The 24,368-nt window shown below is 67.9% G+C and carries 23 protein-coding genes; 9 read left to right on the top strand and 14 right to left on the bottom strand.

The features are described from left to right. Positions 1-127 precede the first annotated feature (127 nt). Positions 128-964 carry an HAD-IB family hydrolase gene (locus tag MLGJGCBP_RS14560; protein ID WP_160096411.1) on the top strand — a complete coding sequence of 279 codons (837 nt, stop codon included), beginning with the start codon at positions 128-130 and terminating at the stop codon, positions 962-964. A gap of 414 nt (positions 965-1,378) precedes the next feature. Here the strand turns inward: MLGJGCBP_RS14560 and MLGJGCBP_RS14555 are convergent, their stop codons facing one another. The 5 genes from MLGJGCBP_RS14555 to MLGJGCBP_RS14535 all read right to left on the bottom strand — a co-directional run bounded on the left by MLGJGCBP_RS14555 (position 1,379) and on the right by MLGJGCBP_RS14535 (position 7,535). Beyond that, positions 1,379-2,128 (bottom strand): oxidoreductase, encoded by a 750-nt coding sequence (locus MLGJGCBP_RS14555; protein ID WP_160096409.1) that lies wholly within the window; start codon positions 2,126-2,128, stop codon positions 1,379-1,381. A 31-nt stretch (positions 2,129-2,159) separates the two neighbouring features. After that, a complete protein-coding gene (locus MLGJGCBP_RS14550) occupies positions 2,160-3,896 on the bottom strand; it encodes a dipeptide ABC transporter ATP-binding protein (RefSeq protein WP_442972100.1) in 1,737 nt (578 codons plus the stop codon). 5 nt (positions 3,897-3,901) lie between these two features. Continuing rightward, a complete protein-coding gene (locus MLGJGCBP_RS14545; protein ID WP_160096405.1) occupies positions 3,902-4,876 on the bottom strand; it encodes an ABC transporter permease in 975 nt (324 codons plus the stop codon). Then, positions 4,869-5,795: an ABC transporter permease gene (locus tag MLGJGCBP_RS14540; RefSeq protein WP_012691421.1), complete on the bottom strand. Its 927-nt coding sequence runs from the start codon at positions 5,793-5,795 to the stop codon at positions 4,869-4,871. Before MLGJGCBP_RS14540 ends, MLGJGCBP_RS14545 begins: the two co-directional genes overlap by 8 nt. 123 nt (positions 5,796-5,918) lie before the next feature. Continuing rightward, on the bottom strand, positions 5,919-7,535 hold the full coding sequence (locus MLGJGCBP_RS14535) for a peptide ABC transporter substrate-binding protein (protein WP_160096403.1): 1,617 nt from the start codon (positions 7,533-7,535) through the stop codon (positions 5,919-5,921). 316 nt (positions 7,536-7,851) lie between these two features. Between MLGJGCBP_RS14535 and acs the strand changes: the two genes are divergently transcribed. Next, a complete protein-coding gene (gene acs, locus MLGJGCBP_RS14530) occupies positions 7,852-9,876 on the top strand; it encodes an acetate--CoA ligase (RefSeq protein ID WP_236581086.1) in 2,025 nt (674 codons plus the stop codon). A gap of 43 nt (positions 9,877-9,919) precedes the next feature. Here acs and MLGJGCBP_RS14525 read toward each other — a convergent pair whose 3' ends face one another. Continuing rightward, positions 9,920-11,632 carry an adenylate/guanylate cyclase domain-containing protein gene (locus MLGJGCBP_RS14525; protein WP_236581085.1) on the bottom strand — a complete coding sequence of 571 codons (1,713 nt, stop codon included), beginning with the start codon at positions 11,630-11,632 and terminating at the stop codon, positions 9,920-9,922. Positions 11,633-11,715: 83 nt separating this feature from the next. Beyond that, positions 11,716-13,101, bottom strand: coding sequence for an MFS transporter (locus tag MLGJGCBP_RS14520; protein WP_087557269.1), 1,386 nt, complete (start codon positions 13,099-13,101; stop codon positions 11,716-11,718). A 177-nt stretch (positions 13,102-13,278) separates the two neighbouring features. Here MLGJGCBP_RS14520 and nhaA point away from each other — a divergent pair, with 177 nt between their 5' ends. Genes nhaA through MLGJGCBP_RS14505 form a run of 3 tightly spaced genes read left to right on the top strand, consistent with a single transcriptional unit; the run spans position 13,279 to position 15,983 of the window. Then, a complete protein-coding gene (gene nhaA / locus MLGJGCBP_RS14515; RefSeq protein WP_160096401.1) occupies positions 13,279-14,514 on the top strand; it encodes a Na+/H+ antiporter NhaA in 1,236 nt (411 codons plus the stop codon). After that, on the top strand, positions 14,511-15,035 hold the full coding sequence (locus MLGJGCBP_RS14510) for a phage holin family protein (protein ID WP_087557268.1): 525 nt from the start codon (positions 14,511-14,513) through the stop codon (positions 15,033-15,035). The genes nhaA and MLGJGCBP_RS14510 overlap by 4 nt, the downstream gene beginning before the upstream one ends. A 9-nt stretch (positions 15,036-15,044) precedes the next feature. After that, on the top strand, positions 15,045-15,983 hold the full coding sequence (locus tag MLGJGCBP_RS14505; protein ID WP_087557267.1) for an alpha/beta fold hydrolase: 939 nt from the start codon (positions 15,045-15,047) through the stop codon (positions 15,981-15,983). Positions 15,984-15,986: 3 nt separating this feature from the next. Here MLGJGCBP_RS14505 and marP read toward each other — a convergent pair whose 3' ends face one another. Genes marP through nth form a run of 4 tightly spaced genes read right to left on the bottom strand, consistent with a single transcriptional unit; the run spans position 15,987 to position 19,392 of the window. Next, a complete protein-coding gene (gene marP, locus MLGJGCBP_RS14500; protein ID WP_160096399.1) occupies positions 15,987-17,177 on the bottom strand; it encodes an acid resistance serine protease MarP in 1,191 nt (396 codons plus the stop codon). Then, complete coding sequence (locus MLGJGCBP_RS14495; RefSeq protein WP_160096398.1) at positions 17,174-17,935, bottom strand: NUDIX hydrolase; 762 nt, start codon at positions 17,933-17,935, stop codon at positions 17,174-17,176. The genes marP and MLGJGCBP_RS14495 overlap by 4 nt, the downstream gene beginning before the upstream one ends. Next, entirely contained in the window at positions 17,932-18,594 is a 663-nt protein-coding gene (locus MLGJGCBP_RS14490) for a TlpA family protein disulfide reductase (RefSeq protein WP_160096396.1), read from the bottom strand. The genes MLGJGCBP_RS14495 and MLGJGCBP_RS14490 overlap by 4 nt, the downstream gene beginning before the upstream one ends. Positions 18,595-18,606: 12 nt before the next feature. Next, positions 18,607-19,392: an endonuclease III gene (gene nth, locus MLGJGCBP_RS14485; protein ID WP_160096394.1), complete on the bottom strand. Its 786-nt coding sequence runs from the start codon at positions 19,390-19,392 to the stop codon at positions 18,607-18,609. 81 nt (positions 19,393-19,473) lie between these two features. Here nth and MLGJGCBP_RS14480 point away from each other — a divergent pair, with 81 nt between their 5' ends. Then, the gene (locus tag MLGJGCBP_RS14480; RefSeq protein ID WP_012691409.1) at positions 19,474-19,746 is read left to right on the top strand and encodes a hypothetical protein; all 273 of its coding nucleotides are present in this window, start codon (positions 19,474-19,476) and stop codon (positions 19,744-19,746) included. A 219-nt stretch (positions 19,747-19,965) separates the two neighbouring features. Continuing rightward, positions 19,966-20,640 (top strand): Crp/Fnr family transcriptional regulator, encoded by a 675-nt coding sequence (locus tag MLGJGCBP_RS14475; RefSeq protein WP_005256089.1) that lies wholly within the window; start codon positions 19,966-19,968, stop codon positions 20,638-20,640. Between the two features lie 63 nt (positions 20,641-20,703). On the opposite strand, the gene MLGJGCBP_RS14470 is transcribed toward MLGJGCBP_RS14475, so the two are convergent. From MLGJGCBP_RS14470 to MLGJGCBP_RS14460, 3 genes are read right to left on the bottom strand one after another with little or no spacing between them, the layout of a single operon-like run. Next, entirely contained in the window at positions 20,704-21,495 is a 792-nt protein-coding gene (locus MLGJGCBP_RS14470; protein WP_160096392.1) for an MBL fold metallo-hydrolase, read from the bottom strand. Between the two features lie 4 nt (positions 21,496-21,499). Then, a complete protein-coding gene (locus MLGJGCBP_RS14465; protein ID WP_087557261.1) occupies positions 21,500-21,976 on the bottom strand; it encodes a RidA family protein in 477 nt (158 codons plus the stop codon). Positions 21,977-21,981: 5 nt separating this feature from the next. Further along, entirely contained in the window at positions 21,982-22,146 is a 165-nt protein-coding gene (locus tag MLGJGCBP_RS14460; protein ID WP_005248493.1) for a DUF4177 domain-containing protein, read from the bottom strand. Positions 22,147-22,201: 55 nt separating this feature from the next. Between MLGJGCBP_RS14460 and MLGJGCBP_RS14455 the strand changes: the two genes are divergently transcribed. Both MLGJGCBP_RS14455 and MLGJGCBP_RS14450 read left to right on the top strand, forming a co-directional pair. Then, entirely contained in the window at positions 22,202-23,218 is a 1,017-nt protein-coding gene (locus MLGJGCBP_RS14455) for an ArsA family ATPase (RefSeq protein WP_160096390.1), read from the top strand. Then, positions 23,215-24,354, top strand: a complete 1,140-nt coding sequence (locus tag MLGJGCBP_RS14450; protein ID WP_160096388.1) for an ArsA family ATPase — start codon at positions 23,215-23,217, stop codon at positions 24,352-24,354. Before MLGJGCBP_RS14455 ends, MLGJGCBP_RS14450 begins: the two co-directional genes overlap by 4 nt. Positions 24,355-24,368: the final 14 nt, after the last annotated feature.

Here is a 24,368-nt window from a genome sequence, read left to right as displayed (position 1 = left end):
ACCAGATCAGTATTTGCAAGTTCAACTGTTCAAATGTTTTACGGTGTCGGAGATACCGAACGCCCCTGTTCCGAGCGGTCACACGGAACACGCACCCTGAGCCGAAGTCCGCATATCCTTGGAAATTGTGACCGCGAAGCCACAGAGAAGTGCCAAGACAGGTCGACACACCGAGACGGGTCGGGTTGCCGCATTCTTCGACCTCGACAAGACGATCATCGCGAAATCCAGCACCCTCGCGTTCAGCAGACCGTTCTTCGACCAGGGCCTGATCAATCGACGGTCCGTCCTCAAGAGCAGTTACGCGCAGTTCCTGTTTCTGCTGTCGGGCGCGGACCACGATCAGATGGAGCGGATGCGCGCCTACCTCACGAGCATGTGCGCGGGCTGGAACGTGGAGCAGGTGCGGTCCGTCGTCGCCGAGACCCTGCACGACATCGTGGACCCCCTGGTGTTCGCGGAGGCCGCCGACCTCATCGCGGACCACAAGTTGCGGGGTCACGACGTCATCGTCGTCTCGGCGTCGGGCGAGGAAGTGGTGACGCCGATCGCCGAAGCACTCGGGGCGACACGCAGCATGGCCACCCGCATGGCGGTCGCGGACGGGCTCTACACGGGCGAGGTGGAGTTCTACTGCTACGGTGGCGGCAAGGTCGAGGCGATGCGGCAACTAGCCGACGAATACCACTACGACCTGTCGGCATGCTACGCCTACTCCGACTCCGTGACCGACCTGCCGATGCTGACCGCGGTCGGCCACCCGACGGCCGTCAACCCGGACCGGGCGCTCCGGAAGGCCGCGGCCGGAAACGGTTGGCCCATATTGACTTTCTCGAATCCGGTCTCCCTCAGAGCGCGCCTCCAGGCGCCGTCCGCCACCACCGTGGCGACCACCGCCGCGGTGAGCATCGGAGCCCTCGTCGCGGGCGCATTCACCTATGGAGTGTTGCGCCGCAAGCGCTGACCGCCGCAACCCGCGACACGGTCACAAACCTGATTTGATACTTGCTGTGAGGGGGGTCACGGGGTACAAAGGAGTTACGGAAGAACGGAAGGCCAAGGTCGACCCAGAAGAGAAGGATCGATCTCCCGACCGGGATTCCCAGCACGGGCACTAGGTACCCACGCGAAGCATAAGCCACTATAAGGGCAAAAGCGTTGTGGGCCTGCGAGACTCGAGTCTTCACCGGCAAGGACCCTGCACAGGTTGCAAGGACGACCCGACGATATTCGGACTCTCGCCGAGGCCACCTACACAACCCACCATTGCACGCTTGGTAACCGGTTGTCCGTGCTAACGGGCGGCGAAGTCGACACCAGTCGGCAGCGCCGCCCGTTTCACATGTTCGGGAACATGTTGCAGCGCAACCGCTTCGAGCTAACTCGCCGCCGCTTCCGCGATCGACGTGGCCTCGCGGGCTCCGGCCTCCAGCGCACCGCAGCAGAGGACGACCCAGCTCCCGACCCCCTCCGGTTGGCCCGAGGCGAAGGCGGCTGCCCCGTTGCGGTACGCCTGCTGCCGTCGCAGCCAGCTGACCTCCGGAACCCCGAGATTGTGGGGATCGAGCCCGCTCGACACCGAGACCAGACGGGACGCAGCGCGGGCGACGATGCCGTCGCCCACCCCGAACGGCCTCAGCGTCAACAATTCCCCGTGCACCACCGCCGCCAGCACCGGCGCGGGTGCGGCCGTCCCCCCCGTCACGAGCTGAGCCAGACCGTCCAGCCGCTCCGCGACACCGGCCCCGGCGCGAGGCCTGCCGAGCAATTCCTGATCCTCCACGAGGTCGGCCGCGGCCAGCAGGTGCAGCCGCGCGAGGGCCTGCAGTGGCGCGCGCTGCCACGTGGACTGCAGAAGCGTGAGGGCGTCACCGTCGAGAGCCTGCCCGACGCGCAGGGCACCCGACAGGATGGGGTCGCCGGCCTCGCCGGGGGCGGGCAGTTCGGTGCTGCCACCGTCCAGCGACGCCGAGGCGCGGGCGGCACGAACCGCCGCCTCGGCCGCCGTGGTCGGCCAGCCGCGCCGATTGGTCTTGTGGCGGTGAACCGCGCCGAGCGCATCGCGCGCACGGTCCGCGGCTTCGCGGACACCGGGAAGGTCGACGAGGGGCTGCAACGGGTCGCTCACGTACCGGAACGCTACCCGGCGCCGCCGCGGGTCAGGCGCCGAGCCGGATCGATCCGCCGGGAATCGCGTCCAGCAACTTCCGGGTGTACTCCTCCTTCGGGGCCGTGAAGACCTCGTCGGTGGTGGCTTTCTCCACGATCGCGCCCGCGGACATGACGAGTACGTCGTCGGCGATCTGCCGCACCACCGCCAGGTCGTGGGTGATGAACAGGTACGTCAGCCCCAACTCCGCCTGCAGGTCGTTCAGCAGCGTGAGGATCTGATCCTGGACCAGCACGTCGAGCGCCGACACCGCCTCGTCGCACACCACCATCTCGGGCTGCAGCGCCAGCGCCCGGGCGATCGCCACCCTCTGCCGCTGGCCACCGGACAGCTCGTTCGGGAACCTCCGCATCACCGAAGCCGGCAACGCCACCTTGTCCAGCAGATCGCGCACCCGCGCTTCCCGCTCCGCCTTCGTCCCCACCTTGTGGGTGCGCAGGGGCTCCTCGACGGTGCGGAAGATCGAGTACATCGGGTCGAGCGTGCCGTACGGATTCTGGAAGATCGGCTGCACCCGCCGACGGAACGCGAGCATCTCCCTGCGGTCCAGCGTCGCGACGTCCTTGCCGTCGAACACGACATTCCCCGACGTCGGAGCGAGAAGTCCGAGCACCATCTGCGCGACCGTCGACTTGCCCGACCCGGACTCTCCGACGATGGCCGTGGTCGTCCCGCGCCGGACCGCGAACGAGACGTCGTCGACGGCGGTGAAGTCGGTGGACTTCCGTAGCCCGTGGCGGATCTTGAACACCTTGGTCAGCCCGGTGGCGACGACCACGTCGTCGGTGGCTTTGCCGAATTCGACGCCGATCTGGCCGTGCTGCTCGGCCTCGCCCACCACTTCGAGCGCGTGCTCCCGGATGTCCGCCCGGGCCAGCGAAGAACTCCGGCGTTGCGATGCCAGCGACGGCGCCGCGGCCACCAGTTTCCGGGTGTACGGGTGACGCGGCCGCTGCAGGATCTCCAGCGCGGGCCCCGCCTCGACGACCCGCCCCTTGCTCATCACGATCAGGTGTTCGGCCCGCTCCGCGGCCAGACCGAGGTCGTGGGTGATGAGCAGGACCGCGGTGCCGAGTTCGTCGGTGAGACCGTCCAGGTGGTCGAGGATCTGACGTTGGACCGTGACGTCGAGGGCGGACGTGGGCTCGTCCGCGATCAGCAGTTGCGGGCGCGCCGACAGCCCGATGGCGATGAGCGCGCGCTGACGCATGCCGCCGGAGAATTCGTGCGGATACTGGCCCAGCCGGTCCTCGGCGTCGGCGAGGCCCGCCTCCTCGAGGAGTTCGGCGGCACGCGCCTTCGCGGCCTTGCCCTTCGCGATCCCGTTGGCCTCCAACGCCTCCTCGATCTGGAACCCGACCTTCCACACCGGGTTGAGGTTGGACATCGGGTCTTGCGGGACGAGGCCGATCTTCTTCCCGCGCAGTGCGACGAACTCGCGCTCGGACGCCTCCGCCAGGTCCTGCCCCTCGAACAGGATCCGACCACCGGTCACCTTTCCCGTTCCGGGCAGCAGGTTGATGATCGCGTGAGCGGTGGTGGACTTGCCCGAACCGGACTCACCGACGATCGCCACCGTCTGCCCCGGATACACCGTGAGGCTGACACGACGCACCGCGGGCACGAGCCCGGAGTGGGACTGGAACGACACCTCCAGGTCCCGGATCTCGAGCAACGGCACCTCGTCGGCCGAATCCTGCGGTCCCGCCGAATCGTTCGCGGTCATCGCGCTCACCTCTTCCGGGCCTTGGGATCGAGCGCGTCCCGGAGAGCGTCGCCCATCATGATGAAACCCAGGACCGTGATCGCCAGCGCGGTCGCCGGATAGAACAGGATCGGCGAACCCTGACGCAGCGTGACCTGGGCGGTGCTGATGTCTCCGCCCCACGAGATCTCGGTGGACGGCAACCCGATGCCGAGGAACGACAGCGTCGCCTCGGCCACGATGTAGATGCCGAGGGAGATGGTCGCGATCACGATGATCGGGGCCAGGGAGTTCGGCAGCACGTGCCGGACGAGGGTGCGCACGTTCGAGACGCCGAGCGCACGCGACGCCATCACATAGTCGTTGCTCTTCGCCGAGATCACCGCGCCACGAGCGATCCTCGCCATCTGCGGCCACCCGAACAGGGCGAGGACGACGATCAGCGTCCAGATGGTGCGGTTGGTGAACAGCTGCATCAGGACGATCGCGGCGAGGATCAGCGGGATGCCGAAGAAGATGTCGGCGACCCGGGACAGCAGCGAGTCCACCGCGCCGCCGTAGAACCCGGCGACCGATCCGAACACCACGCCGACCACCAGCACGATCGACGTGACACCGACGCCCACCAGCACCGACGCCCGCGCCCCGTGGATCGTGCGGGAGTAGATGTCGCAGCCCTGCTTGTCGAATCCGAACCAGTGGCCCGCCGAAGGCCCCTGCATGCTGAACGCGAGATCGCAGAACCGGGGATCGGTGCTGGTGAACAGGTCCGGAAACGCCGCCACGGCGATCACCACGACGATGATCACCGATGCGACGAGGAACAGCGGGCGCTTACGTAGATCGCGCCATGCATCCGACCACATGCTCGTCGGTGGCTGCTCGATGTGGACGGCGTCGGTCTCCCCCGGCGCCGCCACTTCCTCGGGCGCCACGAAATGCGCCTGACGGGTCTTCCGGTCGCCCGTTCCGGCCGACTGACTCTCCACTTTCTCAGACATAGCGAATCCTCGGGTCGAGCGCGGCGTACAGGAGGTCGACGATCAGGTTGGCGAGCAAATAGATGACGATCAGCACCGTCACGAAGGACACCACCGTGGGCGCCTCGCCGCGGGTGACCGCCTGATAGATCGTGCCGCCGACGCCGTTGATGTTGAAGATGCCCTCGGTGACGATCGCGCCGCCCATCAGGGTGGCGAGATCGGCGCCGAGGAAGGTGACCACCGGGATCAGCGAGTTCCGCAGCACGTGCACCTGCACCACCCGGCGTCGTGAAAGACCCTTGGCCGTTGCGGTTCTCACGTAGTCGGCGGTGAGATTCTCGGCGACCGACGTCCGCGTGAGCCGGAGCACGTACGCGAACGACACCGACCCGAGGACGAAGGCGGGCAGCAGGAGATTCTTGAAACTGGTGTTGCCCCCGACCGTCGGCGGCACCAGTCCCCACTTCACACCGATGAAGAACTGGGCGAGGAAACCGATGACGAAGATCGGGATCGCGATGATCACCAGGCTGACGAGGAGGACGGAACTGTCGAAGATGCCGCCCTTGCGGAGCCCGGCGAACAGGCCGAAACCGATCCCGAAGATCCCTTCGATCGCGAGCGCCATCAGAGACAACTTGATGGTGATCGGAAAGGCCTGCGCCAGAACCTCGCTGACGGGACGACCGGAGAAGGACGTACCGAAGTCGAGCGTGAAGATGCCCTTCAGATACAGGAAGTACTGCATCAGGAACGGTTGGTCGAGGTGGTACCGGGCGCGGAGCTGCGCCGCCACCGCGGGGCTGAGGGCCTTGTCGCCCGCCAACGCCGCGATCGGGTCTCCGGGCAGCAGGAACACCATCGCGTAGATCAGGAACGTGGCCCCGAGGAACACGGGAATCATCTGAAGCAAACGGCGACCGACGTACCAGAGCATCGGATCACCTCCTATTCGTCGGGGACCGTGACGTCAAGAAATCCGGAGCCTCGGCCAGTACTCCCGAACGGGGCCGCGAACTGACAGCTCGCGGCCCCACCCGTCGGAGAAAACTCCCGTGCGTCAGTTCTTCTCGATGTCCGAGTACATCGGGATGCCCTTCCAGTCGATGACCACGTTCGACACGTTCTCGGACCAGCCGCTCGCCGCGTTGCGGTACCACGTCGGGACCGCGGGCAGGTCGTGCAGGAGAACCTCCTGCGCCTGGTTCAGCAGGTCCTGTGCCTTGTCGGGATCGACCTCACCCGCGGAGGCGCGCAGCAACCGGTCGAACTCGGGGTTCGAGTAGTCGCCGTCGTTGGAGCTGCCGCCGGTCTGGTAGTTCTGCGCGAGGAAGCCGTACTGCTGCGGGTAGTCACCCTGCCACCCCGAACGGAACGCGCTGGGGATGGTCCGGTTGGTGGCCTCCGTGCGGATCTGCGCGAACGTCGGATACTCCTTGCCCTTCGCGTCGATACCGAGCGTGTTGCGGATGTTGTTGGCGGTGGCGTCGACCCACTCCTTGTGGCCGCCGTCGCCGTTGTACGCGATCTCGAAACTGCCCGACCACGGGGCGATGGAGTCGGCCTGGGCCCACAGCTTCTTCGCCGCTTCCGGGTCGTACTTCAGGTTGCCGTTGCCGACCAGCGAATCCGACCAGCCCTCGATGGCGGGGCTGGTGAAGTCGAGCGCGGGGGTACGGGTGTTGTTGTAGATCTGCTGGGTGATCTGGTCGCGGTTGATCGCCATCGAGATGGCCTGCCTGCGCAGCGTGCCCTCCTCACCGCTGAAGTGCGGCAGGCGGCCCGGGATCGTGAACGTCTCGATGGTCGCGGACGGCTGGTTCACGGTGCGCCCCGGCAGGTCGGTCTCGAACGTGGTGACCGCGCTCGGCGGCACCTGGTCGAGGACGTCGACGTTGCCCGCGAGCAGATCCGTGTACGCCGTGTCGAGGCTGTTGTACATGACGAAGTCGACGCCGGCGTTCTTCGGCTTGCGGTTGCCGTTGTAGTCGGGGTTCACGACGGTGTCGATCCGCACGTTGTGCTGCCACGCCCCGGGACCCGACATCATGTACGGCCCGTTGCCGACGGGATTCTCGCCGAACGCCGCCATGTCCTGGTACGCCACCGCCGGCAGCGGGTAGTACGCGGCGAAACCGAGACGGTCCGGGAAGGCGGACTCGGGTTGCTTGAGTTCGATCGTGAACGTCGAGTCGTCGACCACCTTCAGTCCCGACATGGTCTGCGCCGTGGGGTTCTCCGCAGCCACCTCGTCGTAGCCCTCGATCGGGTCGAAGAAGGACGCCTGGAGCTGCGCGTTCGTCGACAGCGCGCCGTAGTTCCAGGCGTCGACGAACGAGGCTGCGGTGACCGGCGTGCCGTCCGTGAACGTCCAGCCGTCCTTCAGCTTCACGGTGAAGGTCTTGCCGTCGGTCGTCTCGATGGACTCGGCGACCTCGTTGTTCACACCACCGTCGGAGTCGTAGGAGACGAGTCCCGCGAACAGCGCATCGACGACGCGGCCACCCTGATTCTCGCTGGTATTGGTGGGAATCAACGGATTCTGCGGTTCACCCGCCCAGGCGTTGACGATGCCGCTGCCACCCCCGCCCGACGAGTCACCGGACGAGCAGGCGGACAGCATCCCTGCTGCCAGGCCGACCGCCAGAACGACGGTTGCCACACGTGTGATGCGCAAGACGTTCCTCCCAGATCTGCATGGTTCCGGGCAGCGGTGCCGGGCGCAGCCCGAACGATGGGATGACGATAAGTCAAGGTTTCAATCTGTGTGGCCACGACGGGTGAAACTCGTGGAATCGGCACCCGATCGAAACATCGTCGGCGCCGGGGTCGCCGCTCGTCGTCCGCGTCTGCCGTCCGTCGCGCCTATTCGACCGATCGTCGCAGAATATGGGCTTGCAACCCTGTGCAACGGTGCGCTCGGGGGCCCTTGTGACTACCCTCACACGTGCTAGAAGTGCCGAAGTCGAGACTGGAAAGAAGGCCGGCCCACAATGACCAGTGCAGCACAGGCGAGCGGAGCGACGGGGAAGGCCGCCCAGGCGAGCGGAGCGACGGGGAATTCCACACAGGCGAGCGGAGCGACGGAGAAGTCGGACCATTCCGATGCCGCCCCGCAGGTATATCCGCCGAGCCCCGAGTTCACCGCCACTGCGAACGCCGGACCCGAACTCCAGGCTGCCGCAGACGAGGACCGACTCGCATTCTGGGCCACCCAGGCCGAGCGCCTGCACTGGCACACGCCGTTCTCCGAGGTACTCGACTGGTCCGACGCACCCGTCGCGAAATGGTTCGTCGGCGGACAACTCAACGTCGCCTTCAACTGCGTCGACCGCCACGTCCTCGCCGGCAACGGCGACCGCGTCGCCATCCACTTCGAAGGCGAACCGGGCGACACCCGCGACCTGACCTACAACGACCTGCTCACCGAAGTCAGCAAGGCCGCCAACACCTTCACCGACCTCGGACTCGTCGCCGGCGACCGCGTCGCGATCTACATGCCGATGATCCCCGAGGCCATCGTCACCATGCTCGCCTGCGCCCGCCTGGGCCTGACCCACTCCGTGGTCTTCGCCGGCTTCTCCGCCAGCGCCCTGCGCTCGCGTATCGACGACGCCGAAGCCAAACTCGTCGTCACCGTCGACGGGCAGTGGCGCCGCGGCCAGGCCGCACCCCTCAAGCCCGCCGTCGACGAGGCGGTCGACGGGGCCGCGTCCGTCGAGCACGTCCTCGTCGTCAAGCGCACCGGCATCGACGTCGCGGTCGCCGACGGCCGGGACCTGTGGTGGCACGAGACCGTCGAGAAGGCGTCCGGCACCCACGAGGCCCAGCCGTTCGACGCCGAGCACCCGCTGTTCATCCTCTACACCTCCGGCACCACCGGAAAGCCCAAGGGCATCATCCACACCTCCGGCGGCTACCTCACCCAAGCGTCGTACACCCACCACAACGTGTTCGACCACAAGGCCGGCCAGGACGTGTACTGGTGCACCGCCGACATCGGCTGGGTCACCGGCCACAGCTACATCGTCTACGGACCGCTGTCCAACGGCGTCACCCAGGTGGTCTACGAGGGCACCCCGAACTCCCCCGACGAGCACCGCCACTTCCAGATCATCGAGAAGTACGGCGTCAGCATCTACTACACCGCCCCCACGCTGGTGCGCACGTTCATGAAGTGGGGCAGGGACATCCCCGACGCCCACGACCTGTCCTCGATCCGGCTCCTCGGCTCCGTCGGCGAACCGATCAACCCCGAGGCGTGGAAGTGGTTCCGCGAGGTGATCGGCGGGAACCGGGCCCCCATCGTCGACACCTGGTGGCAGACCGAGACCGGCGCCATCATGATCTCCCCGCTGCCCGGGATCACCGCGACCAAACCCGGCTCCGCGATGGCGCCGCTGCCCGGGATCTCCGCGAAGATCGTCGACGACGACGCGAAGGAACTCGGCGCCGGCGGCTCCGGCTACCTCGTCCTCGACAAGCCGTGGCCGGCGATGCTCCGCGGCATCTGGGGCGACATGGACCGCTACCGCGAAACCTACTGGTCCCGGTACCCCGAGCAGGGCTGGTACTTCGCCGGTGACGGCGCCAAGTACGACGAGGACGGCGCCCTGTGGGTCCTCGGCCGCGTCGACGACGTCATGAACGTCTCCGGCCACCGCATCTCCACCTCCGAGGTCGAATCCGCCCTCGTCGGCCACCACGGTGTCGCCGAAGCCGCCGTCGTCGGTGCCGCCGACGAGACCACCGGCCAGGGCATCGTCGCGTTCGTCATCCTCCGCGAAGGCGTCGAGAACACCGGCGACACCCTCATCGCCGAACTCAAGGCCGAGGTGTCCCGGGAGATCAGCCCGATCGCCAAGCCCCGCCAGATCACGATCGTCCCCGAACTCCCCAAGACCCGCTCCGGCAAGATCATGCGGCGCCTGCTCAAGGACATCGCCGAGGGCCGCGACCTCGGCGACACCTCCACCCTCGTCGACCCCAAGGTCTTCGACGCCATCCGTGGCAAGTAGGGCGCTCCGCGCCCCGTGAGTGGTTGACGAGTCTCTGCACTCCTCAACCACTCACGGGCGGCGAAAGCCGCCACAGCGTCTGCTCCTCGCCGATTCCCTTCAGCCCGGTGGTGAAGATGTCGCACCGGTAGCCGGACGTCGCGAGCAGCGGCGCCACCTCCGGGTCGTCGTGAACGGCCCGGGACAGAACGATGTCGCCGCCCGCAGCACAGCCCTGTACCCGGGCCGCCAGGTTGACCGTCGCACCGAAGTAGTCGATCCGGCCGTCGTTGTCGATCATCACGGCAGGCCCCTGGTGCAACCCGACTTTCAACGACACCGAGTCGTCGTCGCCGAGGTGCCTGCGACGGAACTCGTCCCAGCCGCTCTGCATCGACGCCGCCGCCGACCAGGCCTCCCTCGCATCGGCGAACGTCGCCATGACCGCGTCACCCATCTGCTTCACGACGCTGCCGTTCTCGCGGACCACCGCGTCACGCAGGTAGCGGAAATGGCTCTGCACGAACGCGAACGCCCGGACGTCGCCGATGCGCTCGTACAGGGCGGTCGAACCGCTCAGATCCGTGAACAGCACCGCCAGGTTCGCGATCCCGATCTCGTCGCCCGGCGCCACCCCCTGATCCGGGAACAGGTCCTGAAAACCGTCGAGCGACGTCACGAGCGCGCCGGTCGCCGCGGCGTCCTTCCACCGCTCCCGCTCGACCACCACCAGCGCCTCACCGGGGAGCCGGTTAGCGACCTCCAGCAGGCACGCGCCGTCGGTACCGGGCGCATCACGCACCCGGAGTTCACCGGGCCCGCAGTCGACCCGCAGCGTGCCACCGGCAGGACCGACCTCGCAGACCACCGGGGTACCCACCTGATAACACCGGAGCCGCAACCACCCCGGGTCGAGTTCGAGCCGCTCACAGCGCCGCTCCCCCGGCCCGAGCCGCAACTGAGCCACCGCCGACGGTGAATTCGCCGGACCACCGATGCAGTACCGGGCCCGCTCCGCCCGGCGGACGGCCGGGTTGACGTCGAAACGGATCTCCACCGACCGCGCGAGGTCCGTGTCGAACGCGATGTCGCAGGTGTCGCAGTGGACGCGACTCGGCAACTGTCGAATCCGGTCGGCGTCCTCGCGGGCGGTCCGGCAGACCGGGCACAGGACGCTCCAGCTCAGGTCCAGCAGACCGCAGTCCGCGGCGTGGAGGAAGACGTACAGCAGTTGTATCCGGTCGGCACCCCAGCGGTCCGCCAGCTCGAACGGGCGCATGCCCGTCACCTCCAGGTCGGAGGCGGTCCGCAAGTGGGACTCCAAGCGCCCGATCAAGTTCGGGGCGTCGTGCGATCGCGACAGCTGCGTCGTGCGGAGTTCCAGCCGGCCGGCGTCGAGTTGCTCCGGCGGCGGCAGGGCGGGAACGGCGTGCGTCTCCGGGTCGCGGACGTGTCGCTCCAGCGCGTGGGCGAGCGCCACCGTCTTCCGTATGCCCGTGCGCGCCAGCAGCGTTCGCGCGGCAATCGCGCCGAACCGGGTGCGCGGGACGATCCGGGCGAACACCTCGACGTCGGTCCCGTCGGCGGCCGGGTGGAGCCGGACACCCGTGGACACCTCCGCGAGCGGACCGCGGGAGAAGCGGCGAAGGACCTGATAGAACCGGCCCTCGACCCATTCGAACGGGAACTCCTCGTACCGCACCCGCCGTCCGTACGAACGAGTCTCCGCCGAATAGTGCCCCTTGCGGCGACGGTCCAGCATCGGAGCGAATCGCACCGGCGACAGATCGATGTTGCGATAGGCGCTCCGCGCCCGTGAGCCTTTCTGGTTGCTCCTGCTACCAGAAAGGCGCACAGGGGCTAGGCCCCTACGTCGTCGAGGGACTCGTTCTTCGTCTCCTTCATCACCAGCAGCGCGACGAACGTGAGCGCGGCGGCGATGAGCAGGTAGATGCCCACCCAGCCGACGCCGTACGACGTGGCGAGCCAGGTGGCGATGAACGGTGCGACGGCGGCACCGAGGATGCTGGCGGTGTTGTAGGCGATCCCCGAACCCGTGTAGCGCACGTTGGTCGGGAACAGCTCGGGCAGAACGGCACTCATCGGCCCGAAGGTCATGCCCATCAACAACATTCCGATTGCCAGGAACACGAGCATGCGAGCGTTGCCCATGCCGTCCTGGTTCAGCATGACACCGAACGTGAGTCCGAACAGCATGATGAACCCGGTGATGGTGAGCAGCGTGATGCGACGACCGTAGCGGTCGGCCAGCCACCCCGACACGGGGACCGCGGCGGCGAAGAACAGGACCGCGATCAGCTGGAGGACCAGGAAGTCGGTGTAGTGGAACCCGGCTCCCGTGCCGCCCTGGGCGGGGGTCTTGCCGGTGCCGTAGCTCAGCACCCACGTGGTCATGATGTAGAAGAGCGTGTACGTGGCGAGCATGACGAACGTGCCGATGATCAGCTGACGCCAACTGGTCTTGAACACCTCGGCGATCGGGGTCTTCACCTTCTCGCCGCGCGCGACGGCGCGGGCGAACACGGGCGTCTCCTCCAGCTTGAGCCGCACGTACAGACCGATCATCACCATGATCGCGCTGAGCAGGAACGGGATCCGCCAGCCCCAGGTGAGGAATGCGCCGTCCAGGTCGGGGCTGCTGTTGTCGTGGTCCATGAACAGCGTGATGATCAGGAACAGACCGTTGGCGAGGAAGAAGCCGATCGGCGCGCCCAGCTGCGGCCACATGGCCGCCCAGGCACGCTTGCCCTTCTGCGCGGTCTCGGTCGCGAGCAGTGCCGCGCCGCTCCACTCACCGCCCAGTCCGAGGCCCTGGCAGAAGCGCATCAACGCCAGCAGCGCGGGCGCGACGATGCCGATCTGGTGATAGGTGGGCAGCAGACCGATCACGAACGTGGCGATGCCCATGGTAAGGAGGGAGCCGACGAGCGTCGTCTTGCGTCCGATGCGATCGCCGAAGTGGCCGAACAGGATCGAACCGAGCGGCCGGGCGACGAACGCGAGTCCGAACGTGGCGAGTGACGCCAGCAGCGCAGTGGTGCCGTTTCCCTTGGGGAAGAACAGGTGCGGGAACACGGACACGGCCGCGGTCGCATAGATGTAGAAGTCGTAGAACTCGATGGACGTTCCCACCATGCTCGCGACGACGATCCGGCTTCTGGGTACGCCGGCGACGGTGGCCCCGCCGTCCGGATCTGGTTTCGACGTATCGACGGCACTGCTCACTCGACTTACTCCTGCACGACGTTATTTCAACTATTGGGACGAGAGTCCATTCCTTAGGAATTGAACACCTCGTGTCTTTCGCTTGGCAAATTGGATAAGCTCTTCTCGGTGCGCCGGGAAGTCTGGTCGGCAGAGCAATTGCCGTACCCGGACCACATCGAAAGCGAGCGCCCCCCGGTGACCCAGCCCATCCGCTCCGAACTCTCCCGCTACCTCCGCACCGAGACGGTCGGCGGTTCGATCCTGCTGGCCGCCGCCGCGGTGGCCCTCCTGTGGGCGAACTCTCCCGTCTCGGATTCCTACTTCGCGTTGCGCGACTGGACGATCGGCCCGGAGGCGCTACACCTGAACCTGACGGTCGGGACGTGGGCGCAGGACGGGCTGCTGGCGGTCTTCTTCTTCGTCGCAGGCCTGGAACTGAAACGGGAACTGGTGGTGGGCGAACTCGCCGACCGCAAACGTGCCCTTCTCCCGATCATCGCGGCCTGCGGCGGCGTGGTGGTGCCCGCGATCATCGCCGCCACGATCGGCGCCGGAACACCCGGCATGGACCGGGGCTGGGCCATTCCCGTCGCCACCGACATCGCGTTCGCACTGGGTGTGCTGGCGCTGACCGGGTCCCGCATCCCGGCGAGCGCCCGCGTGTTCCTGCTCAGCCTGGCCGTCGTCGACGACCTCCTCGCGATCGTGCTCATCGCGGTCCTGTTCACCAGTTCGATCGCCATGCTGTGGCTGCTCGGCGCCGCCGTGTGCCTGGTCGCCTACGCCGTCGCCCAGCACCGGCGCATCACCACCCCATGGCTCTACGTTCCGCTCGCTCTGTTCACCTGGTACTGCATGCATCAAGCCGGAATCCACGCCACGCTGGCCGGCGTCGCTCTCGGTCTCCTCACCCGGGTGCGGCGCGACCCCGGCGAACACGAATCCCCGGGCTCCCGCCTCGAGCACCGCATCCAGCCGTTTTCGGCGGGCTTCTGTGTCCCGGTGTTCGCCCTGTTCGCCTCCGGGGTCGCCCTCAGCAGCGAACTCCTCGGGCAGCTGTTCACCAACCCCATCTCGCAGTCCGTGATCGCCGGACTCCTCGTCGGCAAGACCGTCGGCATCTTCGGCATCTCCTGGCTCGCGATCCGCCTGGGTATCGCGAAGAAACCGCGTGCACTCGGGTTCCGGGACATGTTTGCCCTCTCAGTGCTCGGTGCGATCGGGTTCACCGTTAGCCTTCTCGTAGCGGATCTCGCGCTTGCGGGAATCGGTGACGGCAGCGAGGCCGAAATAGCTAAGGTCGCGGTGCTCGTGACATCGTTGACAGCGTCGCTGATCGGATCAGCGTTACTGTGGCGACGCGGTCGGGCCCATGCGGCCCGGCAGGATGACTCGGACGTGCAAGAGCTACCTGGAGGGGTCGACAAGTGAGCATCACTCACGGCAAGGGAGACAGCCCGCGTTACACGGGAGACGGGGTGCCGAACACGGTGTCGTCGATCCCGCTCACGGATGTGGACGCTCAGACACCCGGCGAGGCGAGCCTCGGCACGCTGGTCAAGCATGCGACCGCGCAGGTGTCCACCCTGGTCCGCGCCGAGGTCGAGCTCGCGAAGGCCGAGGTCACCGGTGAGGTCAAGAAGGGCCTGCAGGGCAGCCTGTTCTTCATCCTCGCGTTCACCGTGCTGCTGTTCAGCTCGTTCTTCTTCTTCTTCTTCCTCGCCGAACTCCTCGACGTGTGGATCGCCCGTTGGCTGGCGTTCCTGATCGTCTTCCTGATCATGGTCGTGGTGACGGCGATACTCGCCCTGCTCGGTTATCTGCGGGTACGCAAACTCCGCGCGCCCGAGAAGACCATCGACTCCCTGAGGCAGGCCAAGACCGTGCTGCCCACGTCGTACTCGGATGCGGAAGCCCATCTCGCATCGTCCACCGGACGTCACGCGCGGTAACTCGCTCCTGTGGCACCACCCGATCCGTCCACCGTCCGTTTCGACGGCCCCTGGATTCATCGCGACATCCATGCCAACGGAATCCGATTCCACACCGTCGAGGTCGGCGCATCCGCACCGGATGCGCCGCTCGTCGTCCTGCTGCACGGGTTCGCGGACTTCTGGTGGTCGTGGCGCCACCAGCTGACGGCGCTGTCCGCGGAGGGGTACCGGGCCGTCGCCGTCGACCTCCGCGGCTACGGCGATTCCGACAAACCGCCGCGCGGCTACGACGGGTGGACGCTGGCCGGCGACATCGCCGGCCTGATCCGGGCGATGGGCTACGGCGAGGCCACACTCGTCGGGCACGCCGACGGCGGCCTGGTCTGCTGGGCCACGGCAGTCCTGCACGCTCGTCTCGTCCGGTCGATCGCACTGGTCAGCTCGCCGCATCCCGTCGCGCTCAAGCAGGCCGTCCTCCACGACCGCTACCAGCGCAAAGCCCTGCTGCCCTCGTTCGTCTCCTGCCAGGTGCCGTGGCGTCCCGAACGTCGCCTCACCCGGGACGACGGGTCGGAGGTCGAGCGGTTGATCCGCGAACGCTCCGGACCCGGCTGGACGGAGAACCCGGAATTCGACGTCGTGGTGTCACGGATGCGGTCGGCGATCCAGATCCCCGGCACCGCGCACTGCACCCTGGAGTACCAGCGGTGGGCGTTCCGCAGTCAGTTCCGGCCGGACGGCAGCCGGTTCATGGCGTCGATGGATCAGACGCTGCGGATCCCCGTCCTGCACCTCCACGGAGACCTCGACCCGTACGTGCTCGCGGACACGGTGCGCCGCAGCCACCGCTTCGCACCCACCCAGCAGATGCACACCGTGCCCGGGGTCGGCCACTACGCGCACTGGGAGGCCCCGGAACGCGTCAACGCCGCCCTGCTCGACCTCGTCGCACCCCGCACGGTCTGACCGTCAGAGAATGCACGCCCCGGTGTCCACGGCGACCGACGCCCCGGACGCCGCCTGCAACTGACGCGACACCTCGGCGGCGGTGAGCACGAACCCGGTGTCGCTGTTGTCGACGGCGGCGCCGAACACCACCCCGAGCACCCGGCCGTCACTGTCGACGAGCGGTCCGCCCGAGTTGCCCTGCCGGATGGAACCGCGGACCGTGTACACCTCACGCTGGACGGTTCCCGCCCGGTAGATGTCGGGACCGCTGAGGTCCAGGATCTCCCGGACCCGCGCCGCGCTGGCCGTGTACGGCCCGCCGCCCGGGTAGCCGACCACCAGCGCGTTGTCGCCGGTCTGCGCGGGCTCGGGCGCGAAGTTCAGGACGGGAGCGTCCAGTCCGGGCACCTCGAGAACCGCGACGTCGGCGGACGGGTCGAACAGCACGACCTCGGCGTCCATCGGCCCGTTCGCGGTGTCGACGACGATGCCCGCCGTACCCGCGACCACGTGCGCGTTGGTCATCACCCGGTCGGGTGCCACGACGAAGCCGGATCCCTCCAGCGCCCGCTGGCAACTCGGGGCGACACCCCGGATCCTCAGCACGCTCGACTGCAGCGAGGACGCGACGGGGCTCTCCAGAACGCTGGCGTCCGGCGGGTCGACGGTCGTGATGGGGGTGCGCCCGAACGGCCCGATGACGTCGGGAAGCCCGGACGTGTCGAGCAGGGCGGTGAACTCGGTGGGCAGTTGCCGCATCCAGGCGGGCGCGATGTTGTCGACCGTTTCGAGGACGCTCGATCCGCGGACCGCCGCCGCCAGCTGGGGCTGGGACGAGGACGTGAGCGGGATCGCCAGCAGCCACGCCGCGATGAACACCGCGACGGCCTGCACGCAGGCGCCGATCACGCTGTCGACGGAACGCGCGACCGGACTGTGCATGCTTCCCCGCGCGGCCCGGCCGAGGACCATGCCCGCGACCTCGCCGACGATCACCAGCACCACGATCAGGGCGATGCCGACCAGCACGCGACCGCGTCCCTCGTCCACGTGCACCAGCACGTGCGGGGCGATCAGGATGCCCGCGACCGCACCCAGCACCACGCCGATGAAGGCGAGTACCGATGCCACGGCGCCCTGGCGCCAGCCCGACGTCGCGGCGACGAAGGCGATCAGGACGATGGCGAGGTCGATCCAGTGCGACCCGGTCATCGCTCGGCCGCCGGGCGGCCGTGACCGTGGGTCAGGTGGTCGTCGTCGAGGTCGTTGTCGAGTTCGGCGAGGACGGTGTCGAGGTCGCGGATGTCGCGGCGGTCCCACTCCTGTTCCCAGCCGGAGACGGCGAACAGGGCGGCGAGGATGCCTGCGGTGAAACCCCACACGAGCATGCCGTCGGCGGCGAACGCGGGGCCCTGGTACCCGGCCGGGTGGCGCACCTGGAACCGGTTCCGCGGATCGATCAGGGTGTGCACGGGAACCCGGGCGACGCGTTCCGCTTCCGCGGGATCGACCACGCCGACCTCGCTGGGCTTCTCCCAGTACGCGAGGACCGGGGTGACGTCGAATCCGGACGGTGGGATGAAGATCTCCTCGAGCACGGCGAGCGGGCGGACACCGGACGGGTCGAGTCCCGTCTCCTCCTGGGCCTCCCGCAACGCGGTCGCGATGGGTCCCTCGTCGCCGGGGTCGCTGGCGCCGCCGGGGAAGGCCACCTGACCACTGTGCTGCCGCATCGTGGACGCACGCTGGGTGAGCAGGATGTCCGCGCCGGCGGGCAGGCCGCCCGACATCAGCGGGTCCGCCTCGACGGGGCCGCCGAACAACACGAGCACCGCCGCCTCCCGGGTGGTCGTCCCGGTGGGTGCGCGCCGATCGAGGACGGGGTTGATCCGGTGCGGGTCGGCGGGCGTGCGGTGCACGACCCTGCGCAGCCAGGGCGGAACGGCGACGCCGTCCACGGAAGACGTCATGCCGCCACCCCCAGGTTCTGTTCGACGGCGTCCGCGATCTCGTCGACGCTGCGGAACGGTTGTGGCAGCACCTTCGCCACCGTGCCGTCGGGCCGGATCAGCACCGAGACCGGGAGGACGGGCGGCGCCCCGACCGCGACGCGGACGCGACCGTCGCCGTCCTGCACACCGGGCAGGGTGACGGAGTAGTCGATGAGCCGCGACAGCGCGCTGGACTCGTTGGGATCGGTGTGCACCGTAAGCACGGTAACCGCGTCACCCGCACGATCCGAAAACTGCTGCATATAGGGCAACTCCTCGGCGCAGGGGCCACACCAGTACGCCCACAGGTTCAGCAGCGCCGGTTTACCACCGAACGCGGCCGCCAGATCCACCTGACTGCCGTCGCCCACGCATTCCAGCGTGATGCCGGACAGCACGGGATCCGCGGAAGACCCGGACGCGACCGCCGGAGCGGGGCACGGAGCCAGGCCCGCCTGCGTCCTCAGTGCCGCGAGGGCGTCGGGATCGGCGCTCACCGACGTCGGGGCGGCGCCACCCGCACCGAACCGGTCCTCGTACGACGGCGTTCCCGCGTCGTCGCCCCGCGGCCAGATCGCGACGACGAGCGCCACCACGACCACGAGGGCGGCCAGACTCCACCGCGCTGCGCTAGACACTCGTATCGACCCTCACCTGCCGGCCAGGCGCAGCAGATGCTCCGTCTCCGGTCCACGAACCAGTCCCGCGGCGACGTCGGGGTCGATCGGGCCGACCCCGTACGACGGACAGTCGCCTGCGAGCACACACACCCCGCAGGCGGGCTTGCGGGCGTGGCAGACGCGTCTGCCGTGGAAGATCACCCGGTGCGAGAGCAGCGTCCACTCCTTGCGCTCGATCAGGGCGCCGATGGCGTGCTCGACCTTGACCGGGTCTTCCTCCTCGGTCCACTTCCACCGCCGCACGAGCCGCCCGAAGTGGGTGTCGACGGTGATTCCGGGCACATCGAACGCATTGCCGAGGATCACGTTGGCCGTCTTCCGGCCGATCCCGGGCAGCGTCACGAGATCCTTCAGATTGCCGGGGACCTCGCCGTCGAATCGCTCGAGCAGGGCCTGCCCGAGCCCGATCAGAGAATTCGTCTTGTTCCGGTAGAAACCGGTGGACCGGATGTACTCCTCGAGTTCGGTGCGTTCGGCCTCCGCGTACGCCTTCGCGTCGGGGTAGCGGGCGAACAGCGCCGGCGTCACCATGTTCACCCGCACGTCAGTGCACTGCGCGGACAGGATCGTCGCGACGGCGAGGTCCAGGGGTGTGGTGAAGTCGAGTTCGCAGTAGACGTGAGGGAAGGCCTCGGCGAGCCTGCGGTTCATCCGCCGGGCGCGCCGGACGAGTCCGAGCCGGGTTTCTTCCTGCTTCGCGGCCCGCGAACGGGTGCGTCCACGCACTTCGGAGCCGTCGCTGGGGGTCGCATGCACGGGATCAACTGTACGGACACCCGACCGATCCGAATTGCTGCTGTGTCGCTTCTGAGACCTTTGCAGTGTTTACTTCCCGGTATGCAAGGTCTCGCTGTGGTCCTCTTCCCAGTGCTGCTGATGCTGTTTGCGCTGGCAATGGAGCGGGTGGAGTTCAGACTCCGCCGGCTCACGGTTCGTCAGCAAGAGGTGGAAGAGTTCCTCGACCAGGCAAGTCACGACGAAGTGGCCACCCTGGCCCACGAAGGTTTCCCCCACGCATTGGCACGCTTCCATCGACGTCGCAAGGGGCGGTCGGGCTTCGAATCCGACGACGCCGACATCACCGAAGTGGGCTCGCGGCGCGCCAGCTGACCCCTGGACAACCCCCGGCAAGACGCACCACCGGACGCATCATCCGGTTAACTTTTGCGACTTCCGTGGTATCGGTCACTCAGACCGAGCCGTCTCAACGTAGACTTCAGAGCCGTACCTGTTGCACAGCGACACGCCGCGGATCACCGGGGCATCGTCGACATGCAGCAAATCGCGCACAATATGCATACAGACGAACAATATTCCCAAGGAGCGCACGTGGACGACGTCCTGGCAAGAGCCGGCATCTTCCAAGGAGTCGAGCCCTCAGCGGTAGCGGCGCTGACCAAGCAGCTGCAGCCTGTCGACTTCCCCCGCGGACATGTCATCTTCAACGAAGGTGAGCCCGGTGACCGCCTGTACATCATCGTTTCCGGCAAGGTGAAGATCGGCCGCCGCTCGCCGGACGGCCGTGAGAACCTGCTGACGATCATGGGCCCGTCCGACATGTTCGGTGAGCTGTCCATCTTCGACCCGGGTCCGCGTACGTCCACCGCGACCACGGTCACCGAGGTCCGCGCGGTCAGCATGGACCGCGAAGCGCTCAAGGCGTGGATCGACCACCGACCCGAGATCGCCGAGCAGCTGCTGCGGGTTCTCGCGCGCCGTCTGCGTCGTACCAACAACAACCTGGCCGACCTCATCTTCACGGACGTCCCCGGTCGTGTCGCCAAGGCGCTGCTGCAGCTCGCACAGCGGTTCGGCACCCAGGAGGCGGGCTCGCTGCGCGTCACCCACGACCTCACGCAGGAAGAGATCGCCCAGCTCGTCGGCGCTTCCCGCGAGACGGTCAACAAGGCGCTCGCCGACTTCGCGCACCGCGGATGGCTGCGCCTCGAAGGCAAGAGCGTGCTGATCTCCGACTCCGAGCGCCTGGCACGTCGCGCACGGTAGTCCCCGCATCCACGACGTCGGCCACCCCCTCACGGCGAGGGGGTGGCCGACGTCGTTGTGCGGTCAGTCGAGGCTGCGCAGGTACGCGAGCTGCACGTTGACGGACTTCTCCGCCACCGGCCACAACTTCGGATCGACGTCCGAGTAGACGTGCTCGACCACCTCGCGGACCGTGGGGGCGCCGCCGAGCGCACCGAGCGCGGCCCGCACCTGGTCGAGTCGCTCCTCGCGGTGATCGAGGTACTGCTGCGCCACGACGTTCAGGTCGGGCAGTTCGGGTCCGTGGCCGGGCATCACCCGGTGTCCTGTGCCGAGGTCCAGCAGCCGGCGCAGCGACGACAGGTAGTCGCCGAGGTCGCCGTCCGAGTCGTCGAGCACCGTGGTGCCGCGGCCGAGGATCGTGTCGCCGGTGAGGACGGTGCCCTCACCTTCCACGGTGAAGGACACGGAGTCCTTCGTGTGCCCGGGCGTGGCGATCACTGTGAGGGTGAGCCCTGCGACGTCGATGGTCTCGCCGTCCACGAGGGGTTCGCCGCCGCCGCGGAGGAACTCCGGGTCCACCGAACGCACGGGCGCGCCGGTGAGTTCGAAGAACCGCTGCACGCCCCCGGTGTGGTCGAAGTGACGGTGGGTGATCAGCGTCAGCGCGACCGGTCCGAGTGCGGCGACGCGGGCGAGGTGCTCCTCGTCGGCGTCACCCGGGTCGACGACCACACACTCGTCCCGGCCCGGCGCCCGCAGAATCCACGTGTTGGTGCCGTCGAGCGTCATCATGCCGGGATTGTCCTCGAGCATCACCGAGACGATCGGGGTGACCTCCCGCACCTGGGCGTAGGCCGGATGGGCAAGAGTCATGGCACTACGACTCCGGTTGCACTTCGGCGATGAGTTCGACCTCGACGGGGGCGCCGAGCGGCAGTTCCGCGACACCGACCGCCGACCGGGCGTGGGCGCCGGCATCCCCGAACACCTCGCCGAGGAACTCGGAGGCACCGTTCACGACGCCGGGCTGTCCGGTGAATCCCTCGGCGGAGGCGACGAATCCGACGACCTTGACGATCCGCACCACCGAGTCGATGCCGACGAGGGCGTCGACCGCCGCCAGCGCGTTCAGAGCGCATGCCCGGGCCGCGGCCTTGGCGTCCTCGTCCGACACACCGGCGCCGAGCTTGCCCGCGATCGTCAGCTTGCCCTCGACGATCGGCAGCTGCCCGGACGTGTAGACGTAGTTGCCGGTGCGCACGGCGGGCACGTAGGCGGCCACCGGCGGGACGACGGACGGCAGCGTGATGCCGAGTTCGGTCAGGCGGGCGGACCAGTTCTGTGTCTGCGCCACGGCCGTCAGCCCTTCGGACGCTTCAGGTACGCGACGTGCTGCTCGCCGGTGGGTCCGGGCAGAACCGTCACCAGTTCCCAGCCGTCGGTGCCCCACTGGTCGAGGATCTGCTTGGTCGCATGTGTGAGCAGCGGAACGGTGGCGTACTCCCAGGAAGTCAATTCACTCATGCCGGTGAGCCTATCCCCCGCACATCCCGGCTCCCAGACTTATAGGCTCGACCCCGTGGTTGCATCCCCAGACCAGCTCACCCCGACGTGGCCCGAGAAGGCCGCGCGGGCCCGGCTGCACTTCGTGTCCGGAAAGGGCGGCACCGGAAAGTCCACGGTGGCCGCCGCGTTGGCGCTCGCCCTGGCCGAGGGTGGGCGCCGCGTGCTACTGGTGGAAGTCGAGGGCAGACAGGGGATCGCTCAGCTCTTCGACGTGCCCCCGCTGCCGCCGCAGGAGACGAAGGTCGCGGCCGCCGAGGGTGGCGGGGAGGTCATGGCGCTGGCCATCGACATCGAGACCGCGTTCCTCGAATACCTCGAGATGTTCTACAACCTCGGGTTCGCGGGCCGCGCGATGCGCAAGTTCGGCGCCATCGAGTTCGCCACCACCATCGCACCGGGCCTCCGGGACGTGCTGCTGACCGGCAAGATCAAGGAATGCGTGGTGCGCTCCGACAAGTCGGGTAAGCGGGTGTACGACGCCGTCGTCGTCGACGCCCCGCCGACCGGGCGGATCGGCAACTTCCTCGACGTGACGAAGGCGATGGCCGACCTCGCGAAGGGCGGGCCGGTGCGCTCGCAGAGCGAGGGCGTGGTACGCCTGCTGCACTCCGACGAGACCGTCGTCCACCTCGTGACCCTGCTCGAGGCGCTACCCGTGCAGGAGACCACCGACGCCGCAGAGGAACTGGCCCGCGCCGACCTGCGGCTGGGCACCGTCGTCGTCAACCGCACCAGCCCGCAGTTCCTGCCCGCCGACACCCTCACCGACGTCGCGAAGGGCCGCATCGACGCCGAGGCCGTCCGGGCCGGACTGCAGAAGACCGGGATCACCCTGGACGAAGAGAATTTCGCCGGGCTGCTCACCGAGACGATCGAACACGCGTCCGTCCTCGAAGCGCAGGAGGAGAGCGCCGGAGCGCTCAGCGAAGTGGACGGGGCGCGGCTGCATCTGCCGTCCCTCGCCGACGGTGTGGACCTGGGCGGGCTGTACGAGCTCGCGGAATATCTGACGGAACAGGGTGTCCGATGACCCAGACAGCTGAACACGAGCGTCGCCGCACCGCCTCCGCACTCGACGTCGCGGGGATTCTGGAGAACAGGGCAACGCGGATCGTCGTCTGTTGCGGAGCCGGCGGCGTCGGCAAGACCACCACGGCCGCGTCGCTGGCACTGCGCGCGGCGGAGCAGGGACGCAAGGTGGTCGTGCTGACCATCGACCCGGCCCGCCGGCTCGCGCAGGCTCTCGGCGTCGCGGAACTCGACAACACGCCGCAACCGGTGCAGCTCGGACCGGACGCGACGGGCGAACTGCACGCCATGATGCTCAACATGCGCCGCACGTTCGACGAGATGGTGATCGAGCACTCCACACCGGAGAAGGCGGAGCAGATTCTCGCGAACCCCTTCTACCAGACCGTCGCCAGCTCGTTCTCGGGGACGCAGGAGTACATGGCGATGGAGAAGCTGGGGCAACTCGCCTCCAGCGACGAATGGGATCTGGTGGTCGTCGACACGCCACCGTCGCGCAACGCCCTGGACTTCCTCGACGCACCCCAGCGCCTGGGCGCCTTCCTCGACGGTCGCATGATCCGGTTGCTCACCGCGCCCGGCCGCGGCCTCACCCGGCTCGTCACCGGCGCGATGGGCCTGGCGCTGCGCGGCGTGTCCACCATCGTCGGCAGCCAGATGCTTTCGGACGCCTCGAGTTTCGTGCAGTCACTGGACTCGATGTTCGGCGGATTCCGGGAAAGGGCAACGCGCACTTACGAATTGCTGCGGCAGCCGGGAACGAAGTTTCTGGTGATCGCCGCAGCGGAACCGGATGCGCTGCGCGAGGCGGCATTCTTCGTCGACCGGCTCGCAGGCGACGAGATGCCGCTCGCGGGCCTCGTCCTGAATCGGACGCACCCCACTCTCAGTTCCCTGTCGGCCGATCACGCGGTCACTGCCGCCGACCAACTCGGGGACCAAGACCCCCTCACCGCCGCTGTGCTGCGAATCCACGCCCATCGGGCGGTGATCGCCAAGCGTGAGGTCCAACTACTGAGCCGGTTCACGGCAGCCCACCCTCGGGTACCGATCGTCGGCGTGCCCTCGCTGCCGTTCGAGGTGTCGGACCTCGAGGCCTTGAGAGCGGTAGGCGACCAGCTCACTCGGACGAGCTGATCAGCCCGCTACCG

This window comes from Rhodococcus sp. T7 (genome assembly GCF_009872365.1).
Lineage (GTDB): Bacteria > Actinomycetota > Actinomycetes > Mycobacteriales > Mycobacteriaceae > Rhodococcus_F.
Note: the sequence above shows the minus strand (reverse complement) of the source record. Positions and strands in the feature narration are given on the sequence as shown.